Raw genomic sequence first — 12,340 nt, 5'->3', positions numbered from 1 at the left:
CGCGACAGCTACCGCCGCGCCGGGCACACTGGACCAGTGGCCGTCGTCGCATTCATCGCCCTGGTCGGCGGCGCGCTGCTCGCCCTGGTGACCCTGACCGTCACGGGCGCCCGTCGGCGCGGCTCGCACCTGCTCGTGGCCGTCGTCGCCGGGTTGTTCTTCCCGTTCACCTGGGTCGTCTGGCACGTCCACGACCGGGACCGCTACCAGACGTCGCCGTCCCGGTAGTCGCAGGCGATCGGGGCGTCCCGGTCGACGTCCTGTCCGCCGAGCACGTAGACCGAGCCGTCCTCGTCCGGCGTGGGCTCCGGACCGGACGGGCCGAGCACGGACGTCGGGCCGCGCCACGGCTGCCAGCCCCGCGCCTCGTAGAGCGGCACCCCCTCGTCGGACGCGCCGAGCGCGAGCAGGTCGTACGCCGGCGCCAGCGCCTCCAGCGCCGCCATCACCTGGCCGGCGAGCCCGCGGCGGCGCCGGTCGGACCGGACCGCCACCGACTCGACGTACCCGGTCCGCAGTGAGCGGCCGCCCACCAGCATCCGCCGTTGGACCAGCGAACCGTGGGCGACGAGCAGCCCGTCCTCGCGGACCAGGGCGTGCTGACCGCCCAGTCCGTGGTCCCAGTCGTGGTCGTCGAAGTCCACGAAGACGGCGTCGAGCAGCGCCCGGATCTCGGTGAGCTCGTCGGCGCTCAGCTCGGCGGTGTGCCGGGTGCTCACCATCCGGGTGGCCTCCGGTCCGCCCAGGGCGCGGCCGCCTCGACCTGGGCCGAGAGGGAGAGCAGCAGCTCCTCCTCCGCGGGGCGCGCCGCGAGCATCACCCCGACGGGCAGGCCGGCCGGCGTCTGGTGGAGGGGCAGCGAGACGGCCGGCATGCCGGTGACGTTCCAGGCCGAGGTGTACGGCGTGAACCGCTTCTGCGCCTCGAAGTCCGCGGCCGGGTCGGCGTCGTCACGGATCGCGCCGACCGGCAGGGGCGGCGCGGCGAGGGTCGGGGTGAGGACGGCGTCGTACGGCGCGAGCGCGACGAGCGCGTCGGCGGCGAAGCGGCGCATCGCCCCGATCGCCAGACCGAAGTCCGGGGCGCTGACCGCCCGGCCGCGCTCCGAGAGCCACCGGGTGAGCGGGCGGAGCAGGTGCTCGCGCTCGGGCGGGACGACCGACAGCGCGGTCAGCACCGCCCAGCAGGTCTCGAAGACCGGCACCGCCTCGCGCGGCAGCGGTACGGCGACGTCGACGACCTCGTGGCCGAGCGACTCTAGCAGCCGGGAGGCGTCCTCCCAGGCCCGCCGGCACTCCGGGTCGAGCGGGCTGTCGGTGATGACGGGTTCACTGAAGCGAGCGATCCGCAGTCGTCCAGGATCGCGGTCGCAGGCGGCCAGGAAGGTCGTCGAAGGAGGTGGCGCCCAGGCAGGATCCCCCACCCGACGACCGGCGAGTGCGTCCAGCATCGCCGCCGCGTCGCGCACGGTCCGGGCGATCGACCCGGCCGTCGCCAAACCCACCGGGTCCCCGTACATCGGGAACCCCGAGATCCGGCCGCGGCTCGGCTTGAGACCGACCAGCCCGCAGCACGACGCCGGGATCCGGATCGAGCCGCCACCGTCCGACCCCTGGGCCACCGGCACCAGCCCCGCGGCAACGGCCGCTGCGGCGCCGCCCGAGGAGCCGCCGGCCATCCGGGTGCGGTCCCACGGCGTGACCGCGGGCGGCCGACCCTCGGGCTCGGTGTAGCAGGGCGAGCCGAACTCCGGCGTGCTCGTCTTGCCGAGGCTCACCAGGCCCGCTGCCTCGAGGGCCAGGGTGACCCCGTCGCTGAGCTCCGGCACGTGGTCGGCGAAGGCCGCGGAGCCGAACGCCGTGGGCACGCCCGCGGTCAGGTTGAGGTCCTTGATCGCGGTCGGGACACCGTGCAGCGGACTCGCTCCCTCGGGAGCCGGCGCCAGGGCCGCGGCGCGCTCGCGGGCGCGCTCGGCCGTGAGCGTGACGAACGCGCCGACCGAGTCGAGTCGGTCGGCGCGTTCGAGGTAGTGCTCGACGAGCTCGGTCGGCGACACCTCGCGGCGCCGCACCAGCTCGCCCTGCTCCAGCGCGGTCAGGTCGTGGAGATCGCTCACGACCTCGAACCTAGCGGGAGATGACGCTCGGATCAGGCAGCGCTGGAGGGAGCCGCGTCGTAGTCGACGAGCGAGCGCAGCGCGGCCTGCAGCTTGGCCTGCACCTCGGCATCGGCGAGCACGTCGACCTCGACGCCGGGCTGCGAGACGGTGACGTCCTCGAGGACGACGGCGCCGGCGATGTTGGCCGAGCGGTTGGCGTCGGCGTGCGCCCAGCGGCCGCCGTACGGGGTCGGGGTGGTGCCGATGACGGCGAGCGGCTTGGCGACCAGCGCGCCGGCGCCGTACGGGCGGGAGAGCCAGTCGATGGCGTTGTTGAGCACGGCCGGCATGGTGCCGTTGTACTCGGGCGTGACGACGAGGACGCGGTCCGCGCCGGCGACCTGCGCACGGACGCGGGTGGCGGCCTCGGGGGCCTGGCCGCTGTCGAGCTCCTCGTTGTAGAACGGCAGCTGCTCCAGGCCCTCGACGATCTCGAGGACGACGCCCTCGGGCGCGTCGGCGGCGAGCTTCTCGGCCAGCTTGCGGTTCACGGAGTCGGCACGGAGACTGCCGACGAGGACGGCGACGCGGGTATCGGACATGGGTGCTCCTGGTTCTGGTACGGAACGGTCACCAGGCGAAACGGACCGTAGTCCGCTTTCTATTCCCGGTCTAGCCCACCGAAATGGTTCAGCCGCGCGCGGCGCCGCTCCCTAGAGTGGGCCGCGCCATGTTCGAGCCCCGTCTGCTGCCGCTTCTCGACGCTCCTCCGACCGAGCGTCGCGATGCCGCGCGCAACCGCGAGGCGCTGATGTGCGCCGCCGCGGAGCTCGTCGCCCTACACGGGGCGCACGCGGTGACGATGGACGCCGTCGCGGCTCGCGCCGGGGTCGGCAAGGGCACCGTGTTCCGTCGCTTCGAGTCCCGCGAGGGGCTGATGGGCGCACTGCTCGACCAGTCCGAGACCGACTGGCAGGCCTCGGTGATCTCCGGGCCGCCGCCGCTCGGCCCGGGCGCACCCCCGCACGAGCGGCTACTGGCCTTCGGCCGGTCACGGATCGAGATCACGCTCCGGCACGCCGACCTGATCCGGGAGGCCGGCTGGGTCGGCCCACGGTCATACGCGGCGTACTCCTTCACCGCCATGCACGTGCGCTACCTGCTCGCCGAGCTCGGCGTCACCGGCGACCTGCCGCTGCTCGCCACCGCGATCCTGGCGCCGCTGGAGGTGCCGATCCTCGACCAGCAGGTGCGGATCGAGGAGTTCCCGGTCGACCGGGTGTACAACGGCTGGGTCGACCTGGTCGACCGGATCGCCCGCCCGAGTCACCCGGCCTGAGTCACCTCCTCTGAGTCACCCGGCCTCCGTCACTCCCTGGCGCCGCAGGCCGAAGGTCAGCCCGTCCACGAGGGCACCCCAGGACGCCTCGATGACGTTGTGGCCGACCCCGACGGTCACCCACGACGACTCGCCGTCGGTGGTCTCGATCAGCACCCGGGTGATCGCGTCGGTGCCGTGGCCCTGGTCGAGGATCCGGACCTTGTAGTCGATCAGCTCGAACTTCGCGACCTGCGGGAAGGCCTGGCCGATGGCGCCGCGCAGCGCCTGGTCGAGCGCATTGACCGGGCCGTTGCCCTCACCGGTCACGACGTAGCGCACGCCCGCCGCCGTCAGCTTCACCGTGGCCTCGGAGACCGCCTCCTCCCCCGGACCGGCGTGGTTCAGCGTCTCGGTGATCACCCGCCACGACTCGACCTCGAAGTACGACGGCCGCGCGCCCTCGACCTCCTCGACGAGCAGCAGCTCGAACGACGCGTCGGCCGCCTCGAAGGTGTACCCGCGCGACTCCAGCACCTTGACCCGGTCGGTGATCCGGGTGACCAGCTCCCGGTCGCCGGACAGGTCGAAGCCGAGCTCGCGGCCCTTCAGCTCGATCGACGCGCGGCCGGCCATGTCGGAGACCAGCAGCCGCATGTCGTTGCCGACGGCGAGCGGGTCGAGGTGCTGGTAGAGGAACGGGTCGACCTTGATCGCGCTCGCGTGCAGGCCGGCCTTGTGGGCGAACGCCGAGGTGCCGACGTACGGCTGACGACTCGCCGGCGGCACGTTGGTGACCTCGGCGACGGCGTGCGCGATCCGGGTCGACTCGCGCAGCAGGCCCGCGGGGAGCACCTGACGGTCCAGCTTCAGCTCCAGGTTGGCGACGACGGTGACGAGGTCGGCGTTGCCGGTGCGCTCGCCGTACCCGTTGATGCAGCCCTGGACGTGCGAGGCGCCGGCGTCGACCGCGGCGAGCGAGTTGGCGACGGCGCAGCCGCTGTCGTTGTGGGCGTGGATGCCCACCCGGCCGCCGGTCGAGGAGACGACGTCGTGGACGACGTCGGCGACCCACGCCGGCAGCATCCCGCCGTTGGTGTCGCACAGGGCGACGACCTCGGCACCGGCGTCGTGCGCCGTGCGCAGCACCTCGAGGGCGTAGTCGCGGTTGGCGCGGTAGCCGTCGAAGAAGTGCTCGGCGTCGAGGAACACCTGCTGACCCTCGGCCCGCAGGTGGGAGACGGTGTCGCGGACCATCGCGAGGTTCTCCGCGAGCGTGGTCCGCAGGGCGAGCTCGACGTGCCGGTCGTGCGACTTCGCCACCAGCGTCACGACCCCCGCGCCGCTGTCGCGCAGGGCGGCGACCTGCGGGTCGTCGGCCGCGCGTACGCCGGCGCGCCGAGTGGCGCCGAACGCCGCGAGGCGGGCGTGCCGGAGGTCGAGCTCGACCGCGGCGCGGCGGAAGAACTCGGTGTCCTTGGGGTTCGCGCCGGGCCAGCCGCCCTCGATGTAGCCCACCCCCAGGCCGTCGAGCTGCCGGGCGATCGCCAGCTTGTCGGCGACGGAGAGGTTGAGCCCCTCCTGCTGCGCGCCGTCGCGCAGCGTGGTGTCGTAGACGTGGAACGAGCCGTGCAGGTCCATCGTGTGATCTCTCTCGGTGCGGGTGACTCAGCGGATCCGGGCACAAAAAAACCTCTCGGGGTGCGAGAGGTCGGCGCGTCGAGGGTCTCGACGCGCTAGGGAATGATCTCGATACGGTCGCTGCGCGACCTACTCGATCCAAGGACGATGCTGCCGTGCTGCATGGCGCTCATCGTGCCACGACGACGCCGCCTCGGACAGACCGTCTTCGCATCCGGTCGGGCCGCCGGCAGGTCAGCGCAGGTCACCGCAGGTCACGACAGGTCACGGCAGCGGGTTGGTCCAGCCGGCGGGATCGCCCGACGGGCCCCACGCGGTGCCGTCGCCCGCGACCAGGGCGAGCCCGGCCGCGACCAGGCCGACCACCACCAGCGCGACCGCCCAGCGGCGTACGTCGGCGGCGAGCGGGTGCACGACCCGGGCGAGCGGCGAGCGCACCCGCGAGCCACCGGGGCCGGACCACAGCGAGACCGCGAGCACGGTGCCGCAGACGAAGAGGCCCACCGGAACGGTCGCCGCGACCGCGTAGCAGATCAGCCCGCCCGCGACCGCCAGCCCGGCGCTCCACAGCACCAGCATGAGCGTGCCGGGGATCGAGCGGACCAGGTCCCAGGGTGCACCGATCAGGAACTGTGCACCGTCGTACCACCGGCGACCGCGGAGGCGGCGCCGGTTGCCCGCCTTGCTGGCCGCGAGCGAGCCGCTGCGCAGCACCCAGACCAGGAGCAGGACGAGGGTGGTGGCCCACCAGGGGTACGCCGCGGTGCCGGCTCCGACGGCCAGCGCCGTGATCGCGAGCAGCGTGGCCCGCCGGGCGCGCTCGCCGAACGAGGTGGTCGGCTCCAGCTCCGGCTCCCACGGTCGGCCCTGCAGGTCCGGCCGCCAGGCCTCCCCCTGCGGCGATCCGAGCGTCGGCAGCGCCTGGGTGACGTGCTCGGTCTCGCGGCGGGTCGCGGGGGGAAGGTCGTGGTCGTACCCGGGGTCGGCGTCGGGCCACCGGTCGGTCGGGTCGTCGGCGGTCGCCGAGGCCGAGGCGATCGCGAGGGGCAGCGTGAAGACGTCCTCGGCCACCGGCGCCGGGGGCACCGGGCCGCGCGCGCCCGCGCGGGTCGACTGCGGGCGCAGCCAGGCCAGCAGCTGGCCGAGCCGCGGCCGCCGGGTCGGGTCCGGGTCGAGGGCCGACTCGACCACGCCGCGCAGGCCCTCGGGGAGGCCGGTGAGGTCGTGCTCGCCGCGCCGGACCCGGTCCATGATGGCCATCGACGGGCCCCGTCCGAACGGTGCGCGGCCGGTGCCGGCGTACGCGACCGTCGCGGCCCACGAGTGGACGTCGGAGGCGGCTGAGGCGTCCTGGCCGTACAGGATCTCCGGGGCCAGGTAGCCGGGCGTGCCGAGCAGCCAGCCGGTGTGGGTGAGCTTGGGGTCGTCGGCCACCCGGGCCAGGCCGAAGTCGATCAGGATCGGGGTGCGCCCCTCCATCAGCACGTTCGACGGCTTCACGTCGCGGTGCAGCACCCCGACCCCGTGCACCGAGGCCAGGCCCTCCGCCAGGCAGCCGGCGAACCAGAGCAGGTCGCGGCCCTCGATGGGCCCCTCCTCGAGCACGTAGTCGTGCAGCGACAGGCCGGGGACGTAGCGGGTGGCGACGTACGGGACCGGCGCCCACGGGTCGGCGTCGACGATCTCGGCGACCCAGCGGCTGCGGATCCGCTCCAGCGAGGACACCTCGCGGGCCAGCCGCGCCCGGGCCTCGTCGTCGCCGACGATGTGCGGACGGAGCACCTTCAGCGCGACCCGCTCGCCGCCGGGCTTGCGGGCCAGGTGGACGACGCCCATGCCGCCCTCGCCGATCTTGGCCATCAGCGTGTAGTCGCCCACCGACATCCGGGGACCACCGGGGGCCTCGGGGCGCGGCATGCTCGTCACGCAGGCAGGCTACCCGCGCCCGACTCCACTTCGCGGTACGACGAGCGGGCCAGCCGCGATCGAAACCAAGTGGTAAGGCTAGCCTTACCCCTCGTGACCAGCACCGTCTCACCTCCCGCGGCACCGCGGACGTCGTCCCGCGTGCGCCGGGGGTCGGTGCCGGGGCTGCTCGTGCTGCTCGTGCTGCTGGTGCTCGCCGCGCTGCTGAGCCTGGCGATCGGCAGCCGCAGCATCCCGTTCGGCACCGTGGTGGACGTGCTCTTCGACCGGGACGGCTCGGACGCGTCGACGATCGTGCACGGTCTCCGCGTCCCCCGCACGGTCCTCGCCCTCTCGGTCGGCCTGTGCCTCGGCATCGCCGGCGCCCTGATGCAGGGCCACACCCGCAACCCGCTGGCCGAGCCCGGCCTGCTCGGCGTCTCGGCCGGCGCGGCGTTCGCGGTCGTGCTCGGCATCCACGTCTTCTCGGTCGACGACCTCTCCGGCTACGCCTGGTTCTCCCTCGCCGGGGCCGGCATCGCCGCGGCCGCCGTGTTCGCGATCGGGTCCACCCGCGGCGGCCCGAACCCGGTCTCCCTGGTGCTCGCCGGCGCGGCCGTCTCCGCCCTGCTGGCCGCCGGCACCCAGACCATCGTGCTGCGCGACCTGGACACTCTCGACTCCTACCGGTTCTGGGTGGTCGGCTCGGTCGCTGGCCGCGACCTCGACGTGTTCTGGCAGGTGCTGCCGTTCATGCTCGTCGGGCTGCTGCTGGCCGCGATCAGCGCGCCCAGCCTCAACCTGCTCCAGCTCGGCGACGACGTCGCCCGCTCCCTCGGCATGAACCCCTGGGTGCACAAGGTGATGGGGGTCGCTGCGGTGATGCTGCTGGCCGGGGCCGCCACGGCCGCCTGCGGACCGATCGCGTTCCTCGGCCTGGTCGTCCCGCACGTCGCCCGGTACTTCGCCGGCGTCGACTACCGCTGGGTGGTGCCGTACTCCGGCCTGATCGGCGGGCTGTTCCTGCTGCTGGCCGACATCGTCGGCCGCGTCGTCGTACGCCCCGGCGAGCTCCAGGTCGGCATCGTCATGGCTCTCGTGGGCGGTCCGGTCTTCGTGCTGCTGGTCCGGCGGATGCGGCTGGTGCGGCTGTGACGTCGCTGTCCGCGCCGCTCCGCGTCGGCCCACTCTCCTGGCTGGTGCCGGTGCGCGCCGCCGCCGTCACCCTGGTCGGCCTGGCCCTGCTCGGCGTGCTCGTCGTGCTCGACATCTCGATGGGCGACTTCGAGATCCCGCTGGGCGACGTCGTCGCGACGCTGCTCGGCGGCGGCGACGCCGGCCAGCAGTTCATCGTCCGCGAGCTGCGGCTCCCGCAGACCCTGGTCGCGGTCCTGGTCGGCGCGGCGCTCGGGCTGTCCGGCGCGCTCACCCAGACCTTCGCCCGCAACCCGCTGGCCAGCCCCGACATCCTCGGCGTCACCGAGGGGGCGGCGTTCGGCGCCGTCGCCGTGATCGTGCTCTCCGGCACCACCGGGTACGGCGCCGGCCTGGTCACCGGCACCCTCCAGCACCTCGGCCTCCCCGTGGCGGCGTTTCTGGGCGGGCTGCTCACCGCCGCGGTCCTCTACGTGTTCTCCTGGCGCCGCGGGATCGACGGGCAGCGGCTGGTGCTGGTCGGCATCGGCCTCGGCGCCGCCCTCTCCGCCGGCACGTCCTGGCTGCTGGTCCGGGCGCGGATCGAGGACGCGGCCAGCGCCCAGGTCTGGTTGAACGGCTCGCTCAACGGCCGCGGCTGGGACCAGGCCTGGCCGATGATCTGGACCCTCGTGGTCCTGGTGCCGGTCTCGCTGCTCCTGGTCCGGGCGCTGAACACGATGATGCTGGGCGACGACAGCGCCCGCGGCCTCGGCGTACGCCTCCAGGTCACGCAGCTGCTCACGCTGGTCGCGGCCGTCGGCCTGGCGGCGGTGGCCGTCTCCGCGGTCGGCCCGCTGGAGTTCGTCGCGTTCGTCGTCCCGCAGATCGCGCTGCGGCTCACCGGCGGCAGCCGCCCGCCCATGCTCGCCTCGATGGTGCTCGGCGGCTGCCTCGTCGTCGGTGCCGACCTGCTCACCCGCGTGGTGATCCCCTTCGCCATCCCGGCCGGCATCGTGACGGCCGCCATCGGCGCGCCGTACCTCATCTGGCTCCTGCTCCGCGGCAACCGAAAGGTCTCGGCATGACCTCCCCCACCGCCAGCTCCCCGGCCAGCCTGCGTGCCGAGGCCGTCACCGTCGGGTACGGCGAGGCGCCGGTCGTCAGCGACCTCACCCTGGAGATCCCCGACGGCCGGGTCACGACGATCATCGGCCCCAACGGCTGCGGGAAGTCGACGCTGCTGCGGACCCTGGCCCGGCTGCTGAAGCCGACCAGCGGCACGGTGCTGCTCGGCGACCGGCCGATCGGTACGCTGCCGACCCGCGAGATCGCCCGCCGGCTGGCGCTGCTCCCTCAGACCCCGATCGCCCCCGAGGGGCTCCTCGTGCGCGACCTGGTCGGCCGGGGCCGGCACCCCCACCAGCGCTGGTTCAGCCAGTGGTCGCCCGAGGACGAGGCGGTCGTCGAGGCCGCGCTGGAGATGACCGACACCGCGGACCTCCGCGACCGCCCGCTCGAGCAGCTCTCCGGCGGCCAGCGGCAGCGCGCCTGGATCGCGATGACGCTGGCCCAGGACACCGAGCTGCTGCTGCTCGACGAGCCCACGACGTACCTCGACCTCGCCCACCAGGTCGAGGTCCTCGACCTGGTCACCCGTCTCAACCGCGAGCGCGGCCGGACCGTCGCGATGGTGCTGCACGACCTGAACCTCGCCGCCCGCTACAGCGACCACATGCTCGTGATGAAGGACGGCGCGATCGTCGGCCAGGGTCCGCCCGCCGAGCTGATCACCGTCGAGCTGCTGAGCCTCGTCTTCGGCCTCGATGCCGACGTCCTCGCCGACCCCCGCACCGGGCTGCCGATCATCGTGCCGCGCTCGAGCGCGGCGAACGCGGCGGAGCGCACTCCGGCCGCAGACGCCACGCCGCTGCCCTGAGCCCGGCCTCGGTCAGGACGGGAACTCGCGCGGCGCCTCGCCCGTGACGGCGGCCTCGAGCATCGGCGTGAGGTGCTCCAGGACGTAGAGCAGGCTGAGCGGGGTGTCGAAGTAGATCGCGCCGGCGAGCACGTCGTCGGTGTAGACCGCGCGGTTCTCCGCGACCGCGGGCAGGTTGGCGACCGTGCCGAAGCCCAGCAGCTCCTCGAGCTGCTCGGCGGTCTCGGTGCCCCAGACGACCACGTCGGCCTCGAGCAGGTCGACGTTCTCGGCGGAGATCTCGGCCTGCGACCCCACGTCGGGCGCGAACTCCTGCAGTCCGGGCGTGATCGTGAACCCGAGGTCGGTGAGGAAGTCGGTGCTCAGCCCCTCGGGGTAGACGTAGAGCTCCCCGTCGTACGGCGCGCCCTGGGAGAATGTCGCCGTCCTCCCGGCCCACTCGGGATGGGCCGCGGCCACCTCGGCGTACGCGCCCGTGACCTCGTCGACGAGCGCCTGCCCGTCGGCCTCGCGGCCGAGCGCGCGGGAGATCTGGAGCGTCTGGTCCTGCCAGGAGGAGAAGTACTGCGTCGAGCCCTCGACGCTGGGGATCGTCGGCGCGATCTTCGAGAACAGCGCGTAGTCCTTCTTGGTCAGGCCGGCGTTGGTGCCGATGATCAGGTCGGGCTCGAGCGCGGCGACCTTCTCGTACTCGAAGCCGTCGGCGGTGCTGAGCACCTCCGGCTCGACATCGCCGAGCAGGTCGGTGGCCCACGGCCAGGTGGCGTGCGGCTGCTCGCCGTACCACTCGGTCACCGCGACCGGCGTCACCCCGAGCTGGAGCAGGACGTCCTGCTCGGAGACCCCGACGCTCACCACGCGCTGTGGCTCCTCGGCGACGGTGGTCTCGCCGAACTTGTGGGGTACGACGGCGGGGAAGACACCCTGTTCGGCGGCCGGCGGCTCGGACGTGGACGGCTCGGAGGTCGACGGCTCGGCGGCCTGCTCCTCGGTGGAGTCGTTCTCGCTGCCGCACGCGGCGAGGGTGGCGGCCAGCAACAGGCCGAGCACGGGAGCGGCGAGGGACGGGCGACGATGCATGAGGCTACCTCCTATTAGGTAAGCCTCACCTTATCTAATCTCGCCCGTCCCTGGCGGGAGGCTAGACCAGGCGCCGCAGCCAACAGAAGGTGTCCTCGGACCGGCCGAACTGGAGGTCGACCAGCTCCTGGCGGATCCGCTTCCACAGCTCGCCACCGCCCTCGGGGACACCGATCTCGCCGCCGTCCCACTTCAGCGAACCGACCGGCGTCACGACCGCCGCGGTGCCGCAGGCGAAGATCTCGGTGATCTCGCCCGAGGCCACGCCGTCCTTCCACTCCTGGATGGAGAACTTCCGCTCCTCCACGGCATGGCCCATCTTGCCGGCCAGCTCGATGATCGAGGAGCGAGTGATGCCCTCCAGGATGGTGCCGGTCTCGGGCGTGACGATGTGGCCGTCGGCGTACACGAAGTACATGTTCATGCCGCCGAGCTCCTCGACGTACGTGCCCTCCTGGGCGTCGAGGAAGACGACCTGGTCGCAGCCCTGGGCAGTGGCCTGCTGCTGCGCGACCAGCGAGCTGGCGTAGTTGCCGCCGGTCTTCGCGGCACCCATGCCGCCGCGGCCGGCGCGGGTGTAGTCCTCGGTCAGCCACAACGAGACGGGCTTGAGCCCGCCCTTGAAATAGGACCCGGCCGGGCTGGCGATCACCATGAAGGTGACGTGCTGGGACGGACGCACCCCGAGGAACGTCTCCGAGGCGAACATGAACGGCCGCAGGTACAGGCTCTTCTCGCCCTCCGCGTCCGGCACCCAGCGCTGGTCGATCTCGACGAGCGCCTGCACGGCCTGGACGAAGTCCTCGACCTCGAGCACCGGGAGCGCGAGCCGGTGGCTGGAGCGCTCCATCCGGGCGGCGTTCTCCTCGGGCCGGAAGGACCAGATCGAGCCGTCGGCGTGCCGGTAGGCCTTCATCCCCTCGAAGGTCTCCTGCGCATAGTGCAGGACGGCCGTCGCCGGGTCGAGCGAGAGCGGACCGTAGGGCTCGATCCGGGCGTCGTGCCACCCGGCGTCCGGCGTCCACTCGACGGTGAACATGTGGTCGGTGAAGTGCTGCCCGAAGCCGGGGTCGGCCAGGATCTCGCCCAGGCGCTCGTCGCTGACGGGGGCGCTCGAGCGCGTGGTCTGGATCTGCATGGACATCAAATTATCTCTTCCGTCTGAGAAATGGCGAGGAGGCCCGGCGCACTGACGCGCACCGGGCCTCCTGGACGTCGGGGTGCG

The 12,340-nt window shown here is 73.1% G+C and carries 12 protein-coding genes; 5 read left to right on the top strand and 7 right to left on the bottom strand.

The window, feature by feature from the left end; genetic code table 11:
- Positions 1-36 precede the first annotated feature (36 nt).
- Positions 37-228 (top strand): hypothetical protein, encoded by a 192-nt coding sequence (locus MUB56_RS12400; protein WP_244932201.1) that lies wholly within the window; start codon positions 37-39, stop codon positions 226-228.
- On the opposite strand, the gene MUB56_RS12395 is transcribed toward MUB56_RS12400, so the two are convergent.
- The 3 genes from MUB56_RS12395 to MUB56_RS12385 are packed head-to-tail and all read right to left on the bottom strand — an operon-like array spanning position 204 to position 2,700.
- Positions 204-722: a GNAT family N-acetyltransferase gene (locus MUB56_RS12395; RefSeq protein WP_244932200.1), complete on the bottom strand. Its 519-nt coding sequence runs from the start codon at positions 720-722 to the stop codon at positions 204-206. The genes MUB56_RS12400 and MUB56_RS12395 overlap by 25 nt on opposite strands.
- The gene (locus MUB56_RS12390; RefSeq protein WP_244932199.1) at positions 716-2,116 is read right to left on the bottom strand and encodes an amidase; all 1,401 of its coding nucleotides are present in this window, start codon (positions 2,114-2,116) and stop codon (positions 716-718) included. The genes MUB56_RS12395 and MUB56_RS12390 overlap by 7 nt, the downstream gene beginning before the upstream one ends.
- A gap of 32 nt (positions 2,117-2,148) precedes the next feature.
- The gene (locus tag MUB56_RS12385; RefSeq protein ID WP_244932198.1) at positions 2,149-2,700 is read right to left on the bottom strand and encodes an NAD(P)H-dependent oxidoreductase; all 552 of its coding nucleotides are present in this window, start codon (positions 2,698-2,700) and stop codon (positions 2,149-2,151) included.
- A 128-nt stretch (positions 2,701-2,828) separates the two neighbouring features.
- Between MUB56_RS12385 and MUB56_RS12380 the strand changes: the two genes are divergently transcribed.
- The gene (locus MUB56_RS12380) at positions 2,829-3,437 is read left to right on the top strand and encodes a TetR/AcrR family transcriptional regulator (protein WP_244932197.1); all 609 of its coding nucleotides are present in this window, start codon (positions 2,829-2,831) and stop codon (positions 3,435-3,437) included.
- Between the two features lie 15 nt (positions 3,438-3,452).
- On the opposite strand, the gene cimA is transcribed toward MUB56_RS12380, so the two are convergent.
- Together cimA and MUB56_RS12370 are read right to left on the bottom strand one after the other, a co-directional pair.
- Positions 3,453-5,057, bottom strand: a complete 1,605-nt coding sequence (gene cimA / locus MUB56_RS12375) for a citramalate synthase (protein ID WP_244932196.1) — start codon at positions 5,055-5,057, stop codon at positions 3,453-3,455.
- Between the two features lie 264 nt (positions 5,058-5,321).
- Positions 5,322-6,974: a serine/threonine-protein kinase gene (locus tag MUB56_RS12370; protein ID WP_244932392.1), complete on the bottom strand. Its 1,653-nt coding sequence runs from the start codon at positions 6,972-6,974 to the stop codon at positions 5,322-5,324.
- Positions 6,975-7,076: 102 nt separating this feature from the next.
- Between MUB56_RS12370 and MUB56_RS12365 the strand changes: the two genes are divergently transcribed.
- Genes MUB56_RS12365 through MUB56_RS12355 form a run of 3 tightly spaced genes read left to right on the top strand, consistent with a single transcriptional unit; the run spans position 7,077 to position 10,035 of the window.
- The gene (locus MUB56_RS12365) at positions 7,077-8,117 is read left to right on the top strand and encodes an iron ABC transporter permease (protein WP_244932195.1); all 1,041 of its coding nucleotides are present in this window, start codon (positions 7,077-7,079) and stop codon (positions 8,115-8,117) included.
- On the top strand, positions 8,114-9,184 hold the full coding sequence (locus MUB56_RS12360) for an iron chelate uptake ABC transporter family permease subunit (RefSeq protein ID WP_244932194.1): 1,071 nt from the start codon (positions 8,114-8,116) through the stop codon (positions 9,182-9,184). Before MUB56_RS12365 ends, MUB56_RS12360 begins: the two co-directional genes overlap by 4 nt.
- Entirely contained in the window at positions 9,181-10,035 is an 855-nt protein-coding gene (locus MUB56_RS12355; RefSeq protein ID WP_244932193.1) for an ABC transporter ATP-binding protein, read from the top strand. Before MUB56_RS12360 ends, MUB56_RS12355 begins: the two co-directional genes overlap by 4 nt.
- Positions 10,036-10,047: 12 nt before the next feature.
- Here MUB56_RS12355 and MUB56_RS12350 read toward each other — a convergent pair whose 3' ends face one another.
- Both MUB56_RS12350 and MUB56_RS12345 read right to left on the bottom strand, forming a co-directional pair.
- Positions 10,048-11,115, bottom strand: coding sequence for an ABC transporter substrate-binding protein (locus tag MUB56_RS12350; protein ID WP_244932192.1), 1,068 nt, complete (start codon positions 11,113-11,115; stop codon positions 10,048-10,050).
- Between the two features lie 61 nt (positions 11,116-11,176).
- Positions 11,177-12,253, bottom strand: a complete 1,077-nt coding sequence (locus MUB56_RS12345) for a branched-chain amino acid aminotransferase (RefSeq protein WP_244932191.1) — start codon at positions 12,251-12,253, stop codon at positions 11,177-11,179.
- Between the last annotated feature and the right edge of the window lie 87 nt (positions 12,254-12,340).

Origin of the sequence: Nocardioides sp. W7 (assembly GCF_022919075.1) — a bacterium.
In the GTDB taxonomy this organism is placed as follows: Bacteria; Actinomycetota; Actinomycetes; order Propionibacteriales; family Nocardioidaceae; genus Nocardioides.
This window is presented reverse-complemented; position numbering and strand designations above follow the sequence as displayed.

What these genes read in the sequence shown, in the direction of transcription:
- cimA (WP_244932196.1), bottom strand. Translation starts at nt 5,057, where the DNA reads ATGGACCTGCACGGCTCGTTCCACGTCTACGACACCACGCTGCGCGAC.
- MUB56_RS12355 (WP_244932193.1), top strand. Translation starts at nt 9,181, where the DNA reads ATGACCTCCCCCACCGCCAGCTCCCCGGCCAGCCTGCGTGCCGAGGCC.
- MUB56_RS12380 (WP_244932197.1), top strand. Translation starts at nt 2,829, where the DNA reads ATGTTCGAGCCCCGTCTGCTGCCGCTTCTCGACGCTCCTCCGACCGAG.
- MUB56_RS12385 (WP_244932198.1), bottom strand. Translation starts at nt 2,700, where the DNA reads ATGTCCGATACCCGCGTCGCCGTCCTCGTCGGCAGTCTCCGTGCCGAC.
- MUB56_RS12345 (WP_244932191.1), bottom strand. Translation starts at nt 12,253, where the DNA reads ATGCAGATCCAGACCACGCGCTCGAGCGCCCCCGTCAGCGACGAGCGC.
- MUB56_RS12370 (WP_244932392.1), bottom strand. Translation starts at nt 6,974, where the DNA reads ATGCCGCGCCCCGAGGCCCCCGGTGGTCCCCGGATGTCGGTGGGCGAC.
- MUB56_RS12350 (WP_244932192.1), bottom strand. Translation starts at nt 11,115, where the DNA reads ATGCATCGTCGCCCGTCCCTCGCCGCTCCCGTGCTCGGCCTGTTGCTG.
- MUB56_RS12395 (WP_244932200.1), bottom strand. Translation starts at nt 722, where the DNA reads ATGGTGAGCACCCGGCACACCGCCGAGCTGAGCGCCGACGAGCTCACC.